Here is a 16,129-nt window from a genome sequence, read left to right as displayed (position 1 = left end):
CGGCCACGTCCGAATCCGGGTGCGGGACTGCGAGCGTTACGGGGCGACCGGGCTACGAGGCGTTCAGTACGCCTGTGCGGTAGATCGTGCCCGCGCATGCGTTGGCGATCGTGGTCTCCGCCGTCGGCGCGCCCACCTCGGGGGTGTGGGTGACCGCGATGCTGCCGTCGGCCGGGCCCTCGTCGCCGCTGCCGAACTGCGCAGCCACGTCCGTCGTGCCCGCCTCGCTCCCGGTGCCCTCGCTGCCGCCTCCGCTTCCACTCCCGACGCCGTCCGTGGGCGTCGGGCTCGGCGAGCCGCCGGTGGTCGGGCAGGTGGCGGACGGCACCCACGCGAAGCGGACCTCGTACGTCATCGTCGGCTTGAGGAACACGGTTCCCGGCTCCGCCGACGGGTCGGGCAGTCCGCCCGCGGGGTCGCCCGCGGTGTGCTGCACAACCGTGATCTTCTGCGGGTCGGCAGCGCCCGCCGCCTGGAAGCTGACCGTGCCGTTGCTGGTCACCGAGCAGGCGTTGCCGGACACGTTCGCGATCCTGAACGTCCCGTAGACCGTGCCGTCCGAACCGGCCGCACCTGCCTGGGCGGAGGCGATGCCCAGCTGGTCGGGAGAGCATGCCTTGCTGACGGCCGTGTCGGAGCCCGGGGGGTCGTCCCTGCCCGTGGTCCCGCCGGTACCGGCATCGGGGTCGGACCCCCGCGAGGGGGACGCCGAGTTGCCTGCCTCACCCTCCGAACCCTCGCTCTGGCTGTTCGCGGGGCCGGCCGACTTTCCGCCGTCCTCCTCGCCGCCCACGTCCTCGCCGCTGCCTCCCTGAGCCTGCTCGCCGTGGCCGGCGATGGCGGGGTTGGCGGCAACGGACCCGTTCGAGTTCGCCACATGGACGAAGGCGGGGACCGCGGTCCCGATCAGCAGTGCCGCGGCCGCCGCCCCCACCACTCCTTGACGCCGCCTGGTACGACGTGCGGGCACCGCGCGCTGCAGATGGTCGAGGGTGCCGTCCGAGGGTTCGAGATCCCGCACGGCACCGTGCAGCAGGCGGCGCAGCGTGACCTCGTCCATGTCCCCGTCGCCTGGTTCCTCAGGACCACCCGGGCTACTTGGACCACCGGGCGCACCGAAGCCCTTGCCCGCCCCGCTGCCACCGCCGAAAAGCTCGGTCAGCGTGCCGCCACCGAACACCGCGGCGTCACCGTCCGCCGAGTCACGAAGATGCGCATCACGAACGTCCGAGGCACCAGTGTCCGAGTCACGAGCGCCCGAGTCACGAGCACCCGAATCACGACCGTCCGGCCCCTGGGCGCCCCGCTCAGGGCTGCCCGGATCCGGCCTGCCCGGGTCGCCCCCGTCCGGCCGGTCGGCACCCGGCCCACGAGCGCCCGAACCCGCCTCTGGAGCGGTGGGCCCTGAGGCGGCTTCCGCGCCGTCGAGCGCGTCCTGCGTCCCTTCACCGTCCTGCTCCGGATCGGTGTTCGGGGTGTTCTCCGGCCCGTGGTTCACAATTCCGTTTCCAGTCCGGTCTTCGTCGTGCCTGTGCTCGGGACCGCTCATGCCTGCGCCTCCATCACGACGCGCAGAGCGGCGATACCCCGGGAGCCGTACGCCTTCACCGAACCGAGCGATATCCCCAGCGTCTCCGCGACCTGGGCCTCCGTCATGTCCGAGAAGTAGCGCAGCACCAGCACCTCACGCTGACGGCGCTGCAGCCCTTTCATCGCCTTGATCAGCGCGTCCCGTTCCAACTGGTCGTACGCGCCCTCCTCCGCGCTCGCCATGTCGGGCATCGGCTTGGAGAGGAGCTTCAGTCCGAGGATGCGCCGACGCAGCGCGGACCGGGACAGGTTGACCACGGTCTGGCGGAGGTAGGCCAGCGTCTTCTCCGGATCGCGCACCCGGTTCCGCGCCGAGTGCACCCGGATGAACGCCTCCTGCACCACGTCCTCGCAGGACGCCGTGTCATCCAGCAGGAGCGCCGCGAGGCCCAGCAGCGAGCGGTAGTGGGCGCGATACGTCTCGGTGAGATGGTCGACCGTCGTTCCTGCCGCCACCGCCTCCTCAGCGCCCTCGCGCTGCGAAGGCAGCCGGGTGGGCCGAGCAGCGGGCATGGGCGCGATCACCGGCATACCGCCGGCCGCGCGGGGCCGCCGGAGCGGACGCACCGAAGCGCCTCGCAACGGGCCCACCACTGTGATGTCGAGAACCTCTGCCACGCCAGTTGGACACTCGTCCCCCCGTCAGGGTTGTACGCGTACGGCACCGCGTTCGATGCTGTGCGACATGCCCTCATTCGTACCTGCTCTTCCCCGAACGCCCCGAAAACACATCCAGCCATGCAAGAAGTGACGACATAGACGCGTCGCATCCGCTCAGCGGTTGCGGAGGGCCAGGAGATCATCGTCGGATATGGCAACGCCCCAGCTCAAGGGGTTCCGACTGGCAAGTTACCCACAGGGCGCACACAGATCCTACAAAACAGATTCGATCAGGTACGAGGAAATTCCCCGGCCACCGATTCGGCGATCTGGGCCACATTGAGAGCTGTGCCTTTTCGGAGATTATCGCCGCAGATGAACATTTCGACGGCATGTGGATCGTCCATCGACTGCCGCACCCGGCCCACCCAGGTGGGATCGGTGCCCACGACGTCGGCAGGGGTGGGGAAGTCGCCGGCGGCCGGACTGTCGAAGAGCACCACCCCGGGCGCGGTCGCCAGGACCTCGTGCGCCCGGGCCACGTCCACCTCGTTCTCGAAGCGGGCGTGCACGGACATGGAGTGCGCCGCGACCACGGGCACGTACACGCAGGTCGCCGTCACCTTCAGGTCCGGCAGACCGAGGACCTTCCGGCACTCCGCCCGGATCGCCAGCTCCTCGGACGACCAGCCGTCGCCGGCGTCGGTCCCGGCCCACGGCACCACGTTCAGCGCCACGGGAGCGGCGAAGGGGCTCTTGTCACCGTCACCCAGTGCCCGGCGGACGTCCCCGGGACGTGTGCCCAGCTCCGTACCCGCCACCAGGGCGAGCTGCTCGCGGAGCACGGCGACACCGTCGTTCCCCTCGCCGCTCACCGCCTGGTAGGACGAGACGATCAGCTCCCGCAGGCCGAACTCGGCGTGCAGGGCACCGACCGCGACGATCAGCGACAGCGTCGTACAGTTCGGGGACGCGACGATGCCGCGCGGCCTGCGCCGCACGGCATGGGGGTTGATCTCGGGGACGACGAGGGGGACGTCGTCGTCGAGCCGGAAGGCCGCCGAGTCGTCCACGACCACCGCGCCCCGGGCGGCGGCGACCGGACCCCACTGTGCGGACACCTCGTCCGGCGTCAGGAACAGGGCAACGTCCACCCCGTCGAACACGTCCTCGGAGAGCGCGAGGACCTCGGCCTCCTCGCCGCGCACGACCAGCTTGGTGCCGGCCGCGCGCGAGGAGGCGATCAGTCTGACCTCGCCCCAGACATCCGCGTGCTGCGAAAGGATCTGGAGCATGACGCCACCGATCGCCCCGGTCGCACCGACGACCGCGAGCGAAGGGCGGCGCCCTGTCATCGGCCGCTGCCCCCGTAGACGACGGCCTCGTCCGAGTCGCTGTCGAGGCCGAAGGCGGTGTGCACGGCGCGCACGGCCTCGTTGACGTCGTCGGCACGGGTGACCACCGAGATGCGGATCTCGGACGTCGAGATCAGCTCGATGTTCACACCGACGTTCGACAGCGCCTCGAAGAAGCCCGCGGTGACCCCCGGGTTGGTCTTCATGCCCGCGCCGACGAGGGAGATCTTGGCGATCTGGTCGTCGTAACGCAGGGACTCGAACCCTATGCCGGCGCGGTTGCGCTCCAGGGCGTCGATGGCCTTGCGGCCCTCGGCCTTGGGCAGCGTGAACGTGATGTCCGTCAGGCCGGTCGACGCGGCGGAGACGTTCTGCACCACCATGTCCATGTTGATCTCCGCGTCCGCGATGGCGCGGAAGATCGCGGCGGCCTCGCCCGGCTTGTCGGGAACGCCGACGACCGTGACCTTGGCTTCGGAGACGTCGTGGGCGACTCCGGAGATGATGGCGTGCTCCACCTGCTGGTCCCCTTGCGGCTCGTTGCTGACCCAGGTGCCGCGCAGTCCGGAGAAGGACGAACGGACGTGGATCGGGATGTTGTAACGGCGTGCGTACTCGACGCAGCGGTGCAGCAGCACCTTGGAGCCGGACGCCGCCAGCTCCAGCATGTCCTCGAAGGAGATCCAGTCGATCTTCCGGGCCTTCTTCACGACCCGGGGGTCGGCGGTGAAGACACCGTCCACATCGGTGTAGATCTCACAGACCTCCGCGTCCAGCGCGGCGGCCAGCGCGACAGCGGTCGTGTCGGAGCCACCGCGACCGAGGGTCGTGATGTTCTTGCCCTCCTGGCTCACACCCTGGAACCCGGCGACGATGGCGATGTTGCCCTCGTCGATCGAGGTCCGGATGCGCCCGGGCGTGACATCGATGATGCGCGCCTTGTTGTGGACCGAGTCGGTGATGACACCGGCCTGGCTGCCCGTGAACGACTGTGCCTCGTGGCCCAGGTTTTTGATCGCCATCGCCAGAAGGGCCATGGAGATCCGCTCTCCGGCGGTCAGCAGCATGTCGAACTCACGCCCGGCAGGCATCGGGGATACCTGCTCGGCGAGATCGATCAACTCGTCCGTCGTGTCGCCCATCGCGGACACCACGACAACCACCTGGTTGCCGTTCTTCTTGGCGTCGACGACTCGCTTGGCAACACGCTTGATGCCTTCGGCATCGGCTACGGAGGAGCCTCCGTACTTCTGCACGACAAGGCCCACGTGCGCTCCTCGCTCAATAATGGTGCGGTCGGCTCAGTTTAACGAGCAGTCCGGAATCGACCCGTCGGTACCGGATGATGAGATGTCCCGCCCACCACCCGGCACGAGCGCCGTCCCGAACTGCTCGTACCGGGCTGCTGCCCTCTTCTGTCGGACCGCAAGCCTCTTTGTGGCCCAGGACACAACGGTCGCAGGCCGCACAGCGGACACGGACGACGCGGCGGACACGGGGGTGCGGAGGCGCCGCGCACCCTCGGGGACACCGGGAGAACGCGGGGCGCGGAAGCCGGGAGGCACACGACCGTTCGTGGGACCGAGGGCCCCGGAAGGGGGCGCGGTGGCTGCCCCGGATCCGGGCGCACGGGCCCCGGGCCGTTACAGGACCGGGCGCAGTCCCAGGGGCCCGGCGATCTCCTCGGCCATCACACGCCCAGCCTCCTCGGCCAGATCACCGTCACCCGGGTCCTGGTCCGTGTCCAGGCCGTCGAGCTCCTGGAGCGGCTGGTTCAGCCGGATGTGGGCGATCAGCGACTGGAGTGCGCGCAGGGCCGCCGAGGCGGTGGAGCCCCAGTTGGAGAAGTACGAGAACTGCCACCACCACATGGCCTCCGCCGTGCGGTCCGCCTCGTAGTGCGCGAGGCCGTGTCCTAGGTCCGTGACCAGATCGGCCAGGTCGTCGGAGATGCGGTGGGGCACGGGGGCCTTGCGCGGCTCGTACGGGTCGAAGACCTCGGAGTAGACGTCGATGGGCTCCAGGAGCTCCGCGAAGCGCTCACGCAGCCCGTCGGCGTCCGGTTCGGCGCCCAGGTCAGGCTCGTAGCGCTCGTCCGGGAGGATGTCCTCGTAGGCGCCGAGCCTTCCGCCGGCCAGCAGGAGCTGCGAGACCTGGAGGAGCAGGACCGGGACTGCCTCCTCGGGCTCCTCGGCCTTCGACACCTCGGTCACCGCGACGATGAACGTCTTGATCTGGTCCGCGATCTGGACGGCGAAGTCGTCCGGGTCCTGCGTGACGGAGTTCAGCGTGGCGTCAGACATCGAGGGGACCTCCCGTGGGCACGGTCGCGAACGGTGGGTAGAACATAACGCCACCACGTGTAAAGCCGCGGTGAGATGACGGGTCACACATCGAGCAGCCGCCTTCCCTCGAAGGCGCGGCCGAGGGTGACCTCGTCGGCGTACTCCAGGTCGCCGCCGACGGGCAGCCCGCTGGCCAGCCGCGTGACCCGCAGGCCCATCGGCTTGACCATCCGGGCGAGGTACGTCGCGGTGGCCTCGCCCTCCAGGTTGGGGTCCGTCGCCAGGATGAGCTCCGTGATGGAGCCGTCCGCGAGCCGGGCCAGCAGCTCCCGGATGCGCAGATCGTCGGGTCCGACGCCCTCGATGGGGCTGATGGCGCCGCCCAGCACGTGGTAGCGGCCGCGGAATTCGCGGGTCCGCTCGATCGCGACGACGTCCTTGGGCTCCTCGACCACACAGATGACCGAGCGGTCGCGGCGCGCGTCACGGCAGATCCCGCACTGCTCCTGCTGCGCGACATTGCCGCAGATCTCGCAGAACCGGACCTTGTCCTTGACCTCGAGCAGGGCGTGGGCCAGACGGCGCACATCGGTGGGCTCGGCCTGCAGGACGTGGAAGGCGATCCGCTGCGCGCTCTTGGGACCGACGCCCGGCAGCCTGCCCAGCTCGTCGATCAGCTCCTGAACAACGCCTTCGTACAACGGAACGCCTTTCCTTTTTCCTGCTCGTACCGTAGCCGGTACGCCCGGGTAGCTACAGGGGTCAGAACGGGAGACCCGGCATGCCCCCGCCGCCGAGGCCCTGGGCCAGCGGGCCCAGCTTCTGCTGCTGGAGCTGCTGCGCGTTCTCGTTCGCCGCCTGGACCGCGGCGACCACGAGGTCGGCCAGTGTCTCCGTGTCCTCCGGGTCCACCGCGCTCGGGTCGATCACCAGGGCGCGGAGCTCGCCGGAGCCGGTCACGGTGGCCTTCACGAGACCGCCGCCCGCCTGTCCTTCGACCTCGGTCCTGGCCAGCTCCTCCTGGGCCACGGCAAGGTCCTGCTGCATCTTCTGGGCCTGCTGGAGCAGCTGCTGCATGTTGGGCTGGCCACCACCGGGAATCACGGTCACTCCTGGCATTTCGACGACGGATTGTTTCGGTATGCCGAGCCTACGTGTTCGCCGGACGCCGTGCCCCACCCGCAGGCGACCAACTCTTTCGGGTGAGTTCTGAATAGCCCCTGCCGTGTTCCTATACCTGACCAGAGGCCGTGCACACCCGGGAATCCAGCGATTTCGACCCCGCGGCCCACCATTCGGCGGTAGGAAGAGGATGCGTTTCCGTACCCGTACGCATGCTGAGGGTAACGCAGAGTTACACAGTGGGGGCCCGGTCATATGCCGGATCCGCCCCCTCCATGACCGAGACCGTGCCGATCCGTGTCGACACGCGCCGAGCGCAGAGTGCAGAGGAGTGCCCCGGTGAGTCAGCCGGAGATGCAGCCCGAGGGGCCGCCCCGCAAGGAGTCAGGCGCGGGATCCGGTGCAGGCACCGGAACCGAGCCTTCCGGTTCGCGCTACGTTTCGAGCCCCCGGGATCTGACCGGTCGCGCCTTCCCTCTCGGCGACTGGGGCGAACCGGCCGAACGGCTCGACGAGCTGTACCGCTGGGTCGAGGCCGGCGCGATCGAGACCGCCGACTGGTACCTGCGCGACCGCATCCGTAAGCGGCGTACGGCCAGACTGCTGCGGGTCGGTACCGCGGCGGGAGTGGTCGCCGGTGCGGCGCTCCCCCTGCTCGACCTCACCGGGGAGCTGCACGGATCGGCGGGCTGGGGCTATCTGTCGCTCCTGCTGGGCGCTGCCTGCATGGCGTGCGACCGGTACTTCGGACTGACCTCCGGCTGGATAAGGAACCTCGCGACGGCACAGGCCGTGCAGCGGCGCCTCCAGGTGCTCCAGTTCGACTGGTCCTCGGAATGCGTCCGCGAGGTGCTCGGGCCCACGGAGGGCACCGCCAGCGAGGCCGCGGAGCGGTGCCTGGGGGTGCTGCGCCGGTTCTCGGAGGACATCACCGAGCTCGTCCGGATGGAGACGGCGGACTGGATGGTGGAGTTCCGGGCCGGGCCCGCGCCCATGGGGATGCAGTCGCTGGTGACGGGCGGGCCGGGCGGCCGTCCGGAGCCCGGGTCCGCGCCCGGCCGGTTCACCATGCCCGCCGTGGCGCGTCCGAACATGCCGCGCCAGCGTCCACCGGAGCCGCCCCGCTGAGGCCGGAGCCGCCCCGCTGAGGCCAAGGCCTCCGAAGTTCGGAGCCGCCCCGCCGGAGAACCGGAGCGGGGCGGCCCGGGCGGAGCGGGGCGGTGGACCAGGCCTCAGCTGAAGATGATCATCGAGCCCTGCGCGAGGCTGCGGGTGGCAGCCGCGTGCAGGCCCAGCCAGACGTGCCGCTCCCGGGCGAAGGGGCTGTTGTCGTACGGAACCGGGGCGGCCGGTTCCTCCAGCGTGGTCGGGCCGGCCGGCGGCACGGGAGCGGCCGGCGGGTTGGCCGGGTCGATCCCGATGGACGGGGCGACGAACTCCAGCTCGCGCAGCAGACCGTGGGAGGAACCCAGCGGGCCACCGCCCTCCAGGAGCTGGTCGTCGGAGAGCGGACGGGGGAAGTCCACCGGGACGTACGCCCCGGCGTGGTCGTAGTGCCACACCAGGTGCGACTCCTGCGCGCTCTGCTCGAACATCTCCAGCAACTGCTCGTAGTCCCCGCCGAGTTCGTCGACGGGTGTGACCGCGAGGCCGCTCAGCTGGAGCAGGTAGGCGCGGCGCAGGAAGTGCAGGGCGTCGTAGTCGAAGCCCGCGACCGGGGCGACGTCCCCGGTGAGTCCTGGCATGTAGGCGTAGACGGGCACGGGCGGCAGCCCCGCCTCGGTCAACGCCTTGTCGTAGACGGCGATCTCTTCGGCGAACGGGTTGTCGGGGCTGTGGCACAGCACATCGACGAGGGGGACCAGCCACAGGTCACAGGCCACGAAGTCTCGCTCTCCAACGGGTTCGTGCGATGGTCGGGACAGCGTAATGCGGCCGGGACCCCGCGCACAGGGTGCGGGGTGCCCCGGGCCTCCCGGCGCTCAGCTGTGGCCCGGGTGCGGGGGGTTGCCGGCGGCCAGCCTGTCCGCCCAGTCCATTCCGTGCGCGTAGTAGGCGTCCAGCACCGCGCGTACGGCGGGGCCGTCCGCGGCCGTGATCGCCTCCACCAGCTCCCGGTGGCCGTTCCACAGCCAGTCGCACACGTCGGCGTCGCCCCGGAGGTACGGGACGGCGAAGATCCACGCCTGCATCCGGAGCCGTTGCAGGAAGTCGTTGATGTAGGGGTTGCCGATGACCGCGCCGAGCTCCCGCCAGAACCTCAGGTCGTAGCCGATGAGGATGTCGAGGTCGCCGCTGAGCGCGGCCCGGGTGGCCTCCTCGGCCCGGCGGCGTACGGAGACGAGGGCGGGGAGGTGGGCGGCCGGCACGGTGGGCGCGGATCCGGTCCCGTCGAAGATCCCGCGGAACACCCCGTCTATGACCAGGGCGCGGGCCTCGACCATCGACCGGTAGTCGGCGACGGTGAATTCGCGGACCCGGAAGCCTCGGTGCTGGTCGGATTCGAGCAAGCCCTGGGCGCTCAGGTCGAACAGCGCCTCGCGTACGGGGGTCGCCGACACCCCGTACTGCTCGGCGATCTGCTTGACGGTGAACTCCACCCGTGGCTGCATACGCCCCGCGAGGACCTCGTCACGCAATGCGTCGGCGATCTGCTGCCGCAGCGTACTGCGGGTCACGCCTCCGCCCGCACCCATGACGCCCCCTCCCGTTCTCGGCTTGGGTCACCATAAGCCAGGTCAGGTGCCCGGTTCCGGGCACGGGGGAGGGCGTCGCGTCCGAGGGCGTCTACACCGTGTACTCGTCGGCGACCGAGAGGGCCGTGTCCAGGGCCGCGAGGCCCTCCTTGGCCTCGGCCTCGGTGATGTTGCAGGCGGGGACGACGTGGGTGCGGTTCATGTTGATGAACGGCCAGAGGCCGTTCTTCTTGCAGGCCGCGCCGAAGGCCGCCATCGGGGCGTTGGCCTCACCCGTCGCGTTGTACGGGACCAGGGGCTCCCTGGTCTCCCTGTCACGGACCAGCTCCAGCGCCCAGAACGCGCCGAGCCCCCGCACCTCGCCGACGGACGGGTGGCGCTCGGCGAGCTCGCGCAGGCCGGGGCCGAGGACGTGCTCACCGAGGTGCGCGGCACCCTCGACGATCTTCTCGTCCTCCATCACCTCGATCGTGGCGACGGCCGCGGCACAGGCCAGCGGGTGGCCGGAGTACGTGAGTCCGCCGGGGTAGGGGCGGGTGTCGAAGGTGGCGGCGATCTCGGCGTTGATCGCGACACCGCCGAGCGGTACGTAGCCGGAGTTGACGCCCTTCGCGAACGTCATGAGGTCCGGCACGACGTCGTGGTGGTCGGCGGCGAACCACTTCCCGGTGCGCCCGAAGCCGGCCATCACCTCGTCCAGGACGAAGACGATCCCGTGCCGGTCGCAGATCTCACGGACTCCCGCGAGGTAGCCGGGCGGCGGGGTCATGATGCCCGCGGTGCCGGGGATCGTCTCCAGGACGACGGCGGCGACGGTGGCGGGACCCTCGAAGGCCAGCGTGTCCTCGAGGTGCTGGAGCGCGCGGGCGCACTCCTCCGCCTCGGTCCGCGCGTAGAACGGCGAGCGGTAGAGGAACGGCGCCCAGAAGCGGACGACTCCCGCGGACCCGGTGTCGGACGCCCAGCGGCGCGGGTCACCGGTGAGGTTGATCGCGGTGGCGGTCGCTCCGTGGTACGAGCGGTAGGCGGAGAGCACCTTGTGGCGTCCGGTGTGCAGACGGGCCATCCGGACGGCGTTCTCGACGGCTTCCGCACCGCCGTTGGTGAAGAAGATCTTGTCCAGGTCACCCGGGGTGCGCTCGGCGATGAGACGGGCCGCCTCGGAGCGCGCCTCGATGGCGAAGGCCGGTGCGAACGTGGCCAGTTTTCCGGCCTGTTCCTGGATCGCGGCGACCACGACGGGATGCTGGTATCCGATGTTGGTGAAGACGAGACCGCTGGTGAGGTCCAGGTAGCGGTTGCCGTCGTAATCCCAGAAGTACGCCCCCTCGGCGCCGGCGACGGCGAGCGGGTCGATCAGGCCCTGGGCGGACCAGGAGTGGAACACGTGCGCGCGGTCGGCGGCCTTCACGGCCGCGCCCGCTGCGGGGTCGGTGTACGGGGCGCGAGGGGCATCGGGGCTCATGCGGCGAGCGTATGCGGCCGTCACGGCCGATCTCCATGACCACTGTGTACGGCGCGGGCCGCCCGGCTCGGCAGGGTGTCGGGTTCCCTCCCGGGAACAGGCCGAACAATTGACAGCATGCTGTCATCAATGGCAGCCTTCTGTCATAGGGATCCGTGCTTCGCCACCGGAGGTCACCATGACCCGCACGACCGTCCACCTGGCTGTCTACGACACCTTCGCCGACTGGGAACCGGGCTTCACGACGGCCCAGCTCACCGGGCACGGCTACACCGTGCGGACCGTCGGCCTCACCGCGGCGCCCGTCACCACCATGGGGGGACTGCGCCTCGTGCCGGACCTCACGCTCGACGAACTGGACCCCGGCGACAGCGCGTTGCTCCTCCTCACGGGCGCTTCCCTGTGGGACACCGGCGACACCCTGGCCCCGTTCGCCCGTGCGGCGCGGACCTTCCTGGAGGCCGGTACACCCGTGGCGGCGATCTGCGGGGCGACCGCGGGGCTGGCCCGGGAGGGGCTCCTCGACGACCGCGCCCACACGAGCGCCGTCTCCTTCTACCTCGCGGCCACGGGGTACGCGGGAGGTGCGCGCTACGTGGAGGCGGACGCGGTGACGGACTCCGGGGACGACGCCGGTGGGGCGTCCCGTGGCGCGCTCGTCACGGCGGGGCCGACCGAGCCGGTCGCCTTCGCCCGCGAGATCTTCGGGCTCCTCGGGGTGTTCGAGGCGGAGAAGCTGGACGCCTGGTACCGGCTCTTCCACGACTCGGACGCCAGCGCCTACGAGGTGCTCGAAGGATGAGTGCGACGGGCGCCGGAAGCGCGGACAACCCGGACCGGTTCAGCCGTACCGCGATCGGGGTGTTCCGCCTCAACGGCCGGTTCCTGTCCGTCGCCGAGGAACTGGCCTCTCCCGTCGGCCTCACCGCGGCGCGGTGGCAGGTCCTCGGCGCTGTCCTGGGCGAGCCGCTCCCCGTGGCCGGGATCGCCCGTGCGATGGGGATCACCCGGCAGAGCGTGCAGCGGATCGCCGATCTGCTGGTGGGCCAGGGCCTCGCCGAGTACGTCACGAACCCTGCCCACCGGCGGGCCAAACTGCTCCGGCCGACCCCGGAGGGCAGGGCGGCGGTGGGCCGGATCGACCCCGCCCACACCGAGTTCGCGGAGCGGCTGGCCGGGGAACTGGGCGAGGAGGAGTTCGCGCGTACCGTCCAGGTGCTGGAACGGCTCTCGGCCGCCATGGACGCCCTGACGTCCCCGGCCGGACAGCCACCGGAATCCTCCCGGGGATGACCGGACCGGCCGGCCCCCACGGGACCGCGGGCGGCCGAGGCGCAGGTCCGCCGCTATCCTCGACCCACGGCCCGACACAGCCGGTACGGGGAGGAAGCGCACCATGGAGAAGCTGGGCTCCGGCGATCCGCAACGCATCGGCAGCTACCGGTTGTTGGGGCGGCTCGGCGCCGGCGGGATGGGCCAGGTGTTCCTGGCCCGCTCGGACCGGGGCCGCACCGTCGCCATCAAGCTGGTCCGCCCCGAGCTGGCCGAACAGCAGCATTTCCGCGACCGTTTCCGGGCGGAGGTGCAGGCCGCCCGGAAGGTCGGCGGTGCCTGGACCGCACCGGTGCTCGACGCCGGAGTGGACGCCGCGGTGCCGTGGGTGGCCACCGGTTACGTCGCCGGCCCCTCGCTCCACCGCATCGTCTCGGGCCGCCCGGGCGCCCCGGTGGCCGAGTCCGGGGCGTACGGTCCGCTCCCCGGACGCTCGGTCCGGATCCTGGGCACCGGGCTCGCCGGGGCCATCCAGGACATCCACCGTGCCGGGCTGATCCACCGCGACCTGAAACCGTCCAACGTCCTGGTGACGATCGACGGCCCCCGGGTCATCGACTTCGGCATCGCCCGGGCTCTGGACACCGTCGCGGACGGAGGACTCACGCGCACCGGCGCGATGATCGGCTCACCGGGCTTCATGGCGCCCGAGCAGGTGCGGGGCGAACGCGTGACGACCGCGTGCGACGTGTTCTGCCTGGGCTCCGTGCTCGCCTACGCGGCGACCGGACGGCAGCCGTTCGGTGCGTCGGACAGCAGCATCCACGCCCTGATGTACCGGATCGCGCAGGAGGATCCGGACCTCGACGGAGTGCCCGCCGACCTGGTCGACGTCATCCGGGACTGCCTCGAGAAGGACCCTGCCGCGCGCCCCTCGCCGGAAGCCGTCCTGGAGCGGCTGGGCGACGCGGACACGACGGAGCCGTGGCTGCCCGGTGCGCTGATCGCCCAGTTGGGCCGGCACGCCGTGGAACTGCTGGACTCCGAGGACCCGGAGGAGCACGGTCCGGAGCAGGGCGGCCCGGAGCAGCCCCCGCGAACGGCACCGCCCGCGCCCACGCCTCCCGCCGCCCAGCAGCCCGCAGCCGCGCACCAGGCCCCCACCCGGGTCGGCCCGCCCGCGCCGCACCCGGTCCCTCCGCCGCAGCACGCGTACGGGTACCCCCGGCCCCAGGCTCCCGCCTACGGATACGGCTACAACCCCACGCCCCCGCACGGCCAGGCGGCCACCTTCGCCCCGCCCGTACCCGCGCGCCGCCGCGGAGCGGGCTCGACCCTGCTGCTGGTCGCCGTGGCGCTGCTCGTCGCCGCGGGGGCGGGCTGGGGCGTCTACGCCTTCACGCAGAGCGTGGGCTCGACGGCATCCTCCACCGGCGGAACGTCCGAGGGCGGCACGGGTAAGGACGACACGGAGCACGACGGCAAGAACGCCGACGGCACGGTCCCTTCCGGACTCCTGGGGACCTGGTCCGCGCAGGTCGGCGGAGAGGGCACGTCCACCCGGCAACTCGTCGTCCGGCAGGGCGAGGTGGGCGAGAGCGTGCTGACCCTCACCGCCGAGGGCCCGCTCGACACCGGAGGTTCCTACCGCTGCGTGTTCCAGGCCGACCTGGAGAGCGCGTCCTCCTCGGAGGAGTCCGTCCGCGTCGGGGCCTCACGGATCACCGAGGGCGAGCCCTTGACCTCGTGCAGCCCGGGGAAACCCACCATCCTGACGCTGCTGCCCGACGGCAGCCTTCGCCGTGAGATCGCTTCCTCCGGCGAGAGCCTGACGTACACGAAGACGGGCTGAGGCAGCCGCGGGGTGAGGGCCGTGCGGGCCCGGACCGCGGTCGCTGTCGCCGGTCCGCACCCGATTGTCAGTGGCTCCGCCTAGCGTTCGTCCCGACCGTGACGCACGCCGGACGAGAGGCACCCTGCCGTGGAATTCCGCATGGAACGTGGCGCACTGACCGATGCCGTCTCGCGGGCCGCCCGGGTGCTGCCCGCGCGCTCGCCCGTTCCCGTCCTCGGCGGGCTCCTCCTCGACGCGGACTCGGGCCGGCTCCGGGTGTCCGGGCTGGACTTCGAGGCCTCCGCGCGCGTGGAGACGGAGGCACACACCGTCCGGCCGGGGAAGGTGCTGGTCATGGGGCGGCGGCTGCTCGACATCTGCAAGGTGCTGCCCGAGGGGCCCGTGGAGTGCGTGGTGGAGGGCTCACGTCTCACGGTCACCGGAGACGGCTCCCGCTTCGGCCTCTCGGTCCTTCCCCTCGACGACTACCCGGCGCTGCCGCCGCTGCCGGACGTGTGCGGGGCGGTGGACGCCGGGGAGTTCGGCGCGGCGGTCGCCCAGGTGGCGGTGGCCGCGGGACGGGACGACACACTGCCGACACTCACCGGTATCCGTCTCGGCCTGGACGGCTCCACGATGACGCTGGCGGCCACGGACCGGTACCGCTTCGCGGTGCGCACGCTGCCGTTCGAGGCGAAGTCGCCGGACGTGGCGGCCGACGTCGTCGTGTCGGCCCGCCGGCTGACCGAGATCGCCAGGTCGCTCGGCAGGTCCGGACAGGTCGACGTCTCCGTGGACGGGGGCTCGGCCGGCTTCGAGCACGCCGGGACGCGCACGACGGTGCGGCTGCTGGACGGCAGACTGCCGCGTCACGACAAGCTGTTCGCACTGGCGGACCCCGCAGTCGCGGTGCTGGACCGGGCGAGTCTGGTGGAGGCCGTCAAGCGGGTCTCCGTGGTCGCGGACGGCGGGAGCCCGCTGCAGATGACCTTCTCCCCCGGGCCGGACGGCTCCGCACTGCTGCAGGCGGGGTTCGAGGACGACGTGGCCTCGCAGCGGATTCCCGCTGCCTTCGACGGCGCCGCGGAGATGACGGTGGCCTTCAACCCGGCTTATCTGACGGACGCCTTGTCCTCCTTCGAGGACGCGACGGTGAGGATGATGCTGATGGGGCCGGGACAGCGCGCGATGATCACCGGCGGGGAGGGTGCGGGCACGCCCACCCACCAGCACCTGCTGATGTCGGTGAAGCCGTCACTGCTCTGACCACCCCCGTCCAGGGCCCGGTCTCACCCCGGAAGGGTCGCCGACTCCCCGACCGCGGCCAGCAGCCAGATGGGGAATTCGGGGTCGGCCTGTCCGACGGCGAGACCCAGCCACCGCGTTCCCCCGGGCACACGCCAGACCTGCATGCTGCCCGCCAGGTTGCAGAGCTGCCCGATCGGTTCCGGGGCGGCGCCCGCGTCGTCGTCCCGCTCCAGGAAGGGCCAGAGGTCGACGGTCTCCGGCTCGCCCCACCGCTCGCTCAGCGCGGTCGCCAGAGCGCTGAACTCGACCTCGATCTCCTGCTCCGCGGGCTCGACGACCTCGGGGGAACGGTCGTCCCAGAAGTCCTGGCTCGCCCGCAGGATCAGCAGGTGGTGTCCGGGTCCGCTGCTGCGCGCACCGCTGTCCTCGCTCTCCTCCCCCTCGGGGAAGGGCAGCGTCAGGACGTCGTCGATCCGGGCGAGGCGGTCCGCGGTGGTCGCGGGCGGGTTTCCGGTGCTGTCCGTGTCCATGGTGGGTGATCCTGCCAACCCCCGTGCCGAAGCACGAATCGGGGACGCGCCGGGGCCGGCGGAGGCGCCGGCCTGCTGCCGGACGCGCGAAACGGAGGTGCGAAACGGGGACGCGAAACGGGGGCGCGTCCG

General features: G+C 71.3%; 16 protein-coding genes. 5 read left to right on the top strand and 11 right to left on the bottom strand.

Features of this window, described 5'->3' with window-relative positions; translation table 11 throughout:
- Positions 1 to 52: 52 nt before the first annotated feature.
- The 7 genes from P8A20_RS19290 to P8A20_RS19260 form a co-directional block, all read right to left on the bottom strand.
- A complete protein-coding gene (locus P8A20_RS19290) occupies positions 53 to 1,549 on the bottom strand; it encodes a hypothetical protein (RefSeq protein ID WP_147958739.1) in 1,497 nt (498 codons plus the stop codon).
- Positions 1,546 to 2,121, bottom strand: coding sequence for a SigE family RNA polymerase sigma factor (locus P8A20_RS19285; RefSeq protein ID WP_147960356.1), 576 nt, complete (start codon positions 2,119 to 2,121; stop codon positions 1,546 to 1,548). Before P8A20_RS19285 ends, P8A20_RS19290 begins: the two co-directional genes overlap by 4 nt.
- Positions 2,122 to 2,480: 359 nt before the next feature.
- Positions 2,481 to 3,545 carry an aspartate-semialdehyde dehydrogenase gene (locus P8A20_RS19280; RefSeq protein ID WP_147958738.1) on the bottom strand — a complete coding sequence of 355 codons (1,065 nt, stop codon included), beginning with the start codon at positions 3,543 to 3,545 and terminating at the stop codon, positions 2,481 to 2,483.
- Positions 3,542 to 4,813, bottom strand: a complete 1,272-nt coding sequence (locus P8A20_RS19275; RefSeq protein WP_147958737.1) for an aspartate kinase — start codon at positions 4,811 to 4,813, stop codon at positions 3,542 to 3,544. Before P8A20_RS19275 ends, P8A20_RS19280 begins: the two co-directional genes overlap by 4 nt.
- A 375-nt stretch (positions 4,814 to 5,188) precedes the next feature.
- On the bottom strand, positions 5,189 to 5,848 hold the full coding sequence (locus P8A20_RS19270) for a DUF5063 domain-containing protein (protein WP_124277692.1): 660 nt from the start codon (positions 5,846 to 5,848) through the stop codon (positions 5,189 to 5,191).
- A gap of 83 nt (positions 5,849 to 5,931) precedes the next feature.
- A complete protein-coding gene (gene recR / locus P8A20_RS19265) occupies positions 5,932 to 6,531 on the bottom strand; it encodes a recombination mediator RecR (protein WP_014155423.1) in 600 nt (199 codons plus the stop codon).
- 61 nt (positions 6,532 to 6,592) lie between these two features.
- Positions 6,593 to 6,934: a YbaB/EbfC family nucleoid-associated protein gene (locus tag P8A20_RS19260; RefSeq protein ID WP_147958736.1), complete on the bottom strand. Its 342-nt coding sequence runs from the start codon at positions 6,932 to 6,934 to the stop codon at positions 6,593 to 6,595.
- Between the two features lie 357 nt (positions 6,935 to 7,291).
- Here P8A20_RS19260 and P8A20_RS19255 point away from each other — a divergent pair, with 357 nt between their 5' ends.
- Complete coding sequence (locus tag P8A20_RS19255; RefSeq protein WP_147958735.1) at positions 7,292 to 8,080, top strand: SLATT domain-containing protein; 789 nt, start codon at positions 7,292 to 7,294, stop codon at positions 8,078 to 8,080.
- A gap of 104 nt (positions 8,081 to 8,184) precedes the next feature.
- On the opposite strand, the gene P8A20_RS19250 is transcribed toward P8A20_RS19255, so the two are convergent.
- The 3 genes from P8A20_RS19250 to P8A20_RS19240 all read right to left on the bottom strand — a co-directional run bounded on the left by P8A20_RS19250 (position 8,185) and on the right by P8A20_RS19240 (position 11,113).
- The gene (locus P8A20_RS19250) at positions 8,185 to 8,835 is read right to left on the bottom strand and encodes a putative DNA-mimic protein (RefSeq protein ID WP_306103925.1); all 651 of its coding nucleotides are present in this window, start codon (positions 8,833 to 8,835) and stop codon (positions 8,185 to 8,187) included.
- A gap of 99 nt (positions 8,836 to 8,934) precedes the next feature.
- The gene (locus P8A20_RS19245; protein WP_147958733.1) at positions 8,935 to 9,648 is read right to left on the bottom strand and encodes a GntR family transcriptional regulator; all 714 of its coding nucleotides are present in this window, start codon (positions 9,646 to 9,648) and stop codon (positions 8,935 to 8,937) included.
- Between the two features lie 91 nt (positions 9,649 to 9,739).
- The gene (locus tag P8A20_RS19240) at positions 9,740 to 11,113 is read right to left on the bottom strand and encodes an aspartate aminotransferase family protein (protein WP_147958732.1); all 1,374 of its coding nucleotides are present in this window, start codon (positions 11,111 to 11,113) and stop codon (positions 9,740 to 9,742) included.
- 178 nt (positions 11,114 to 11,291) lie between these two features.
- Here P8A20_RS19240 and P8A20_RS19235 point away from each other — a divergent pair, with 178 nt between their 5' ends.
- From P8A20_RS19235 to dnaN, 4 genes are all read left to right on the top strand, one after another.
- A complete protein-coding gene (locus tag P8A20_RS19235; RefSeq protein WP_147958731.1) occupies positions 11,292 to 11,915 on the top strand; it encodes a DJ-1/PfpI family protein in 624 nt (207 codons plus the stop codon).
- Complete coding sequence (locus tag P8A20_RS19230) at positions 11,912 to 12,406, top strand: MarR family winged helix-turn-helix transcriptional regulator (RefSeq protein WP_147958730.1); 495 nt, start codon at positions 11,912 to 11,914, stop codon at positions 12,404 to 12,406. Before P8A20_RS19235 ends, P8A20_RS19230 begins: the two co-directional genes overlap by 4 nt.
- Positions 12,407 to 12,509: 103 nt before the next feature.
- Positions 12,510 to 14,237: a serine/threonine-protein kinase gene (locus P8A20_RS19225; RefSeq protein ID WP_306103924.1), complete on the top strand. Its 1,728-nt coding sequence runs from the start codon at positions 12,510 to 12,512 to the stop codon at positions 14,235 to 14,237.
- A gap of 129 nt (positions 14,238 to 14,366) precedes the next feature.
- On the top strand, positions 14,367 to 15,485 hold the full coding sequence (gene dnaN / locus P8A20_RS19220; protein ID WP_306103923.1) for a DNA polymerase III subunit beta: 1,119 nt from the start codon (positions 14,367 to 14,369) through the stop codon (positions 15,483 to 15,485).
- Between the two features lie 23 nt (positions 15,486 to 15,508).
- Here dnaN and P8A20_RS19215 read toward each other — a convergent pair whose 3' ends face one another.
- Entirely contained in the window at positions 15,509 to 15,997 is a 489-nt protein-coding gene (locus P8A20_RS19215; RefSeq protein WP_306103922.1) for a hypothetical protein, read from the bottom strand.
- Positions 15,998 to 16,129 lie beyond the last annotated feature (132 nt).

The sequence above is a fragment of the Streptomyces sp. Alt3 genome, from assembly GCF_030719215.1.
Classification (GTDB): domain Bacteria; phylum Actinomycetota; class Actinomycetes; order Streptomycetales; family Streptomycetaceae; genus Streptomyces; species Streptomyces glycanivorans.
Note: the sequence above shows the minus strand (reverse complement) of the source record. Positions and strands in the feature narration are given on the sequence as shown.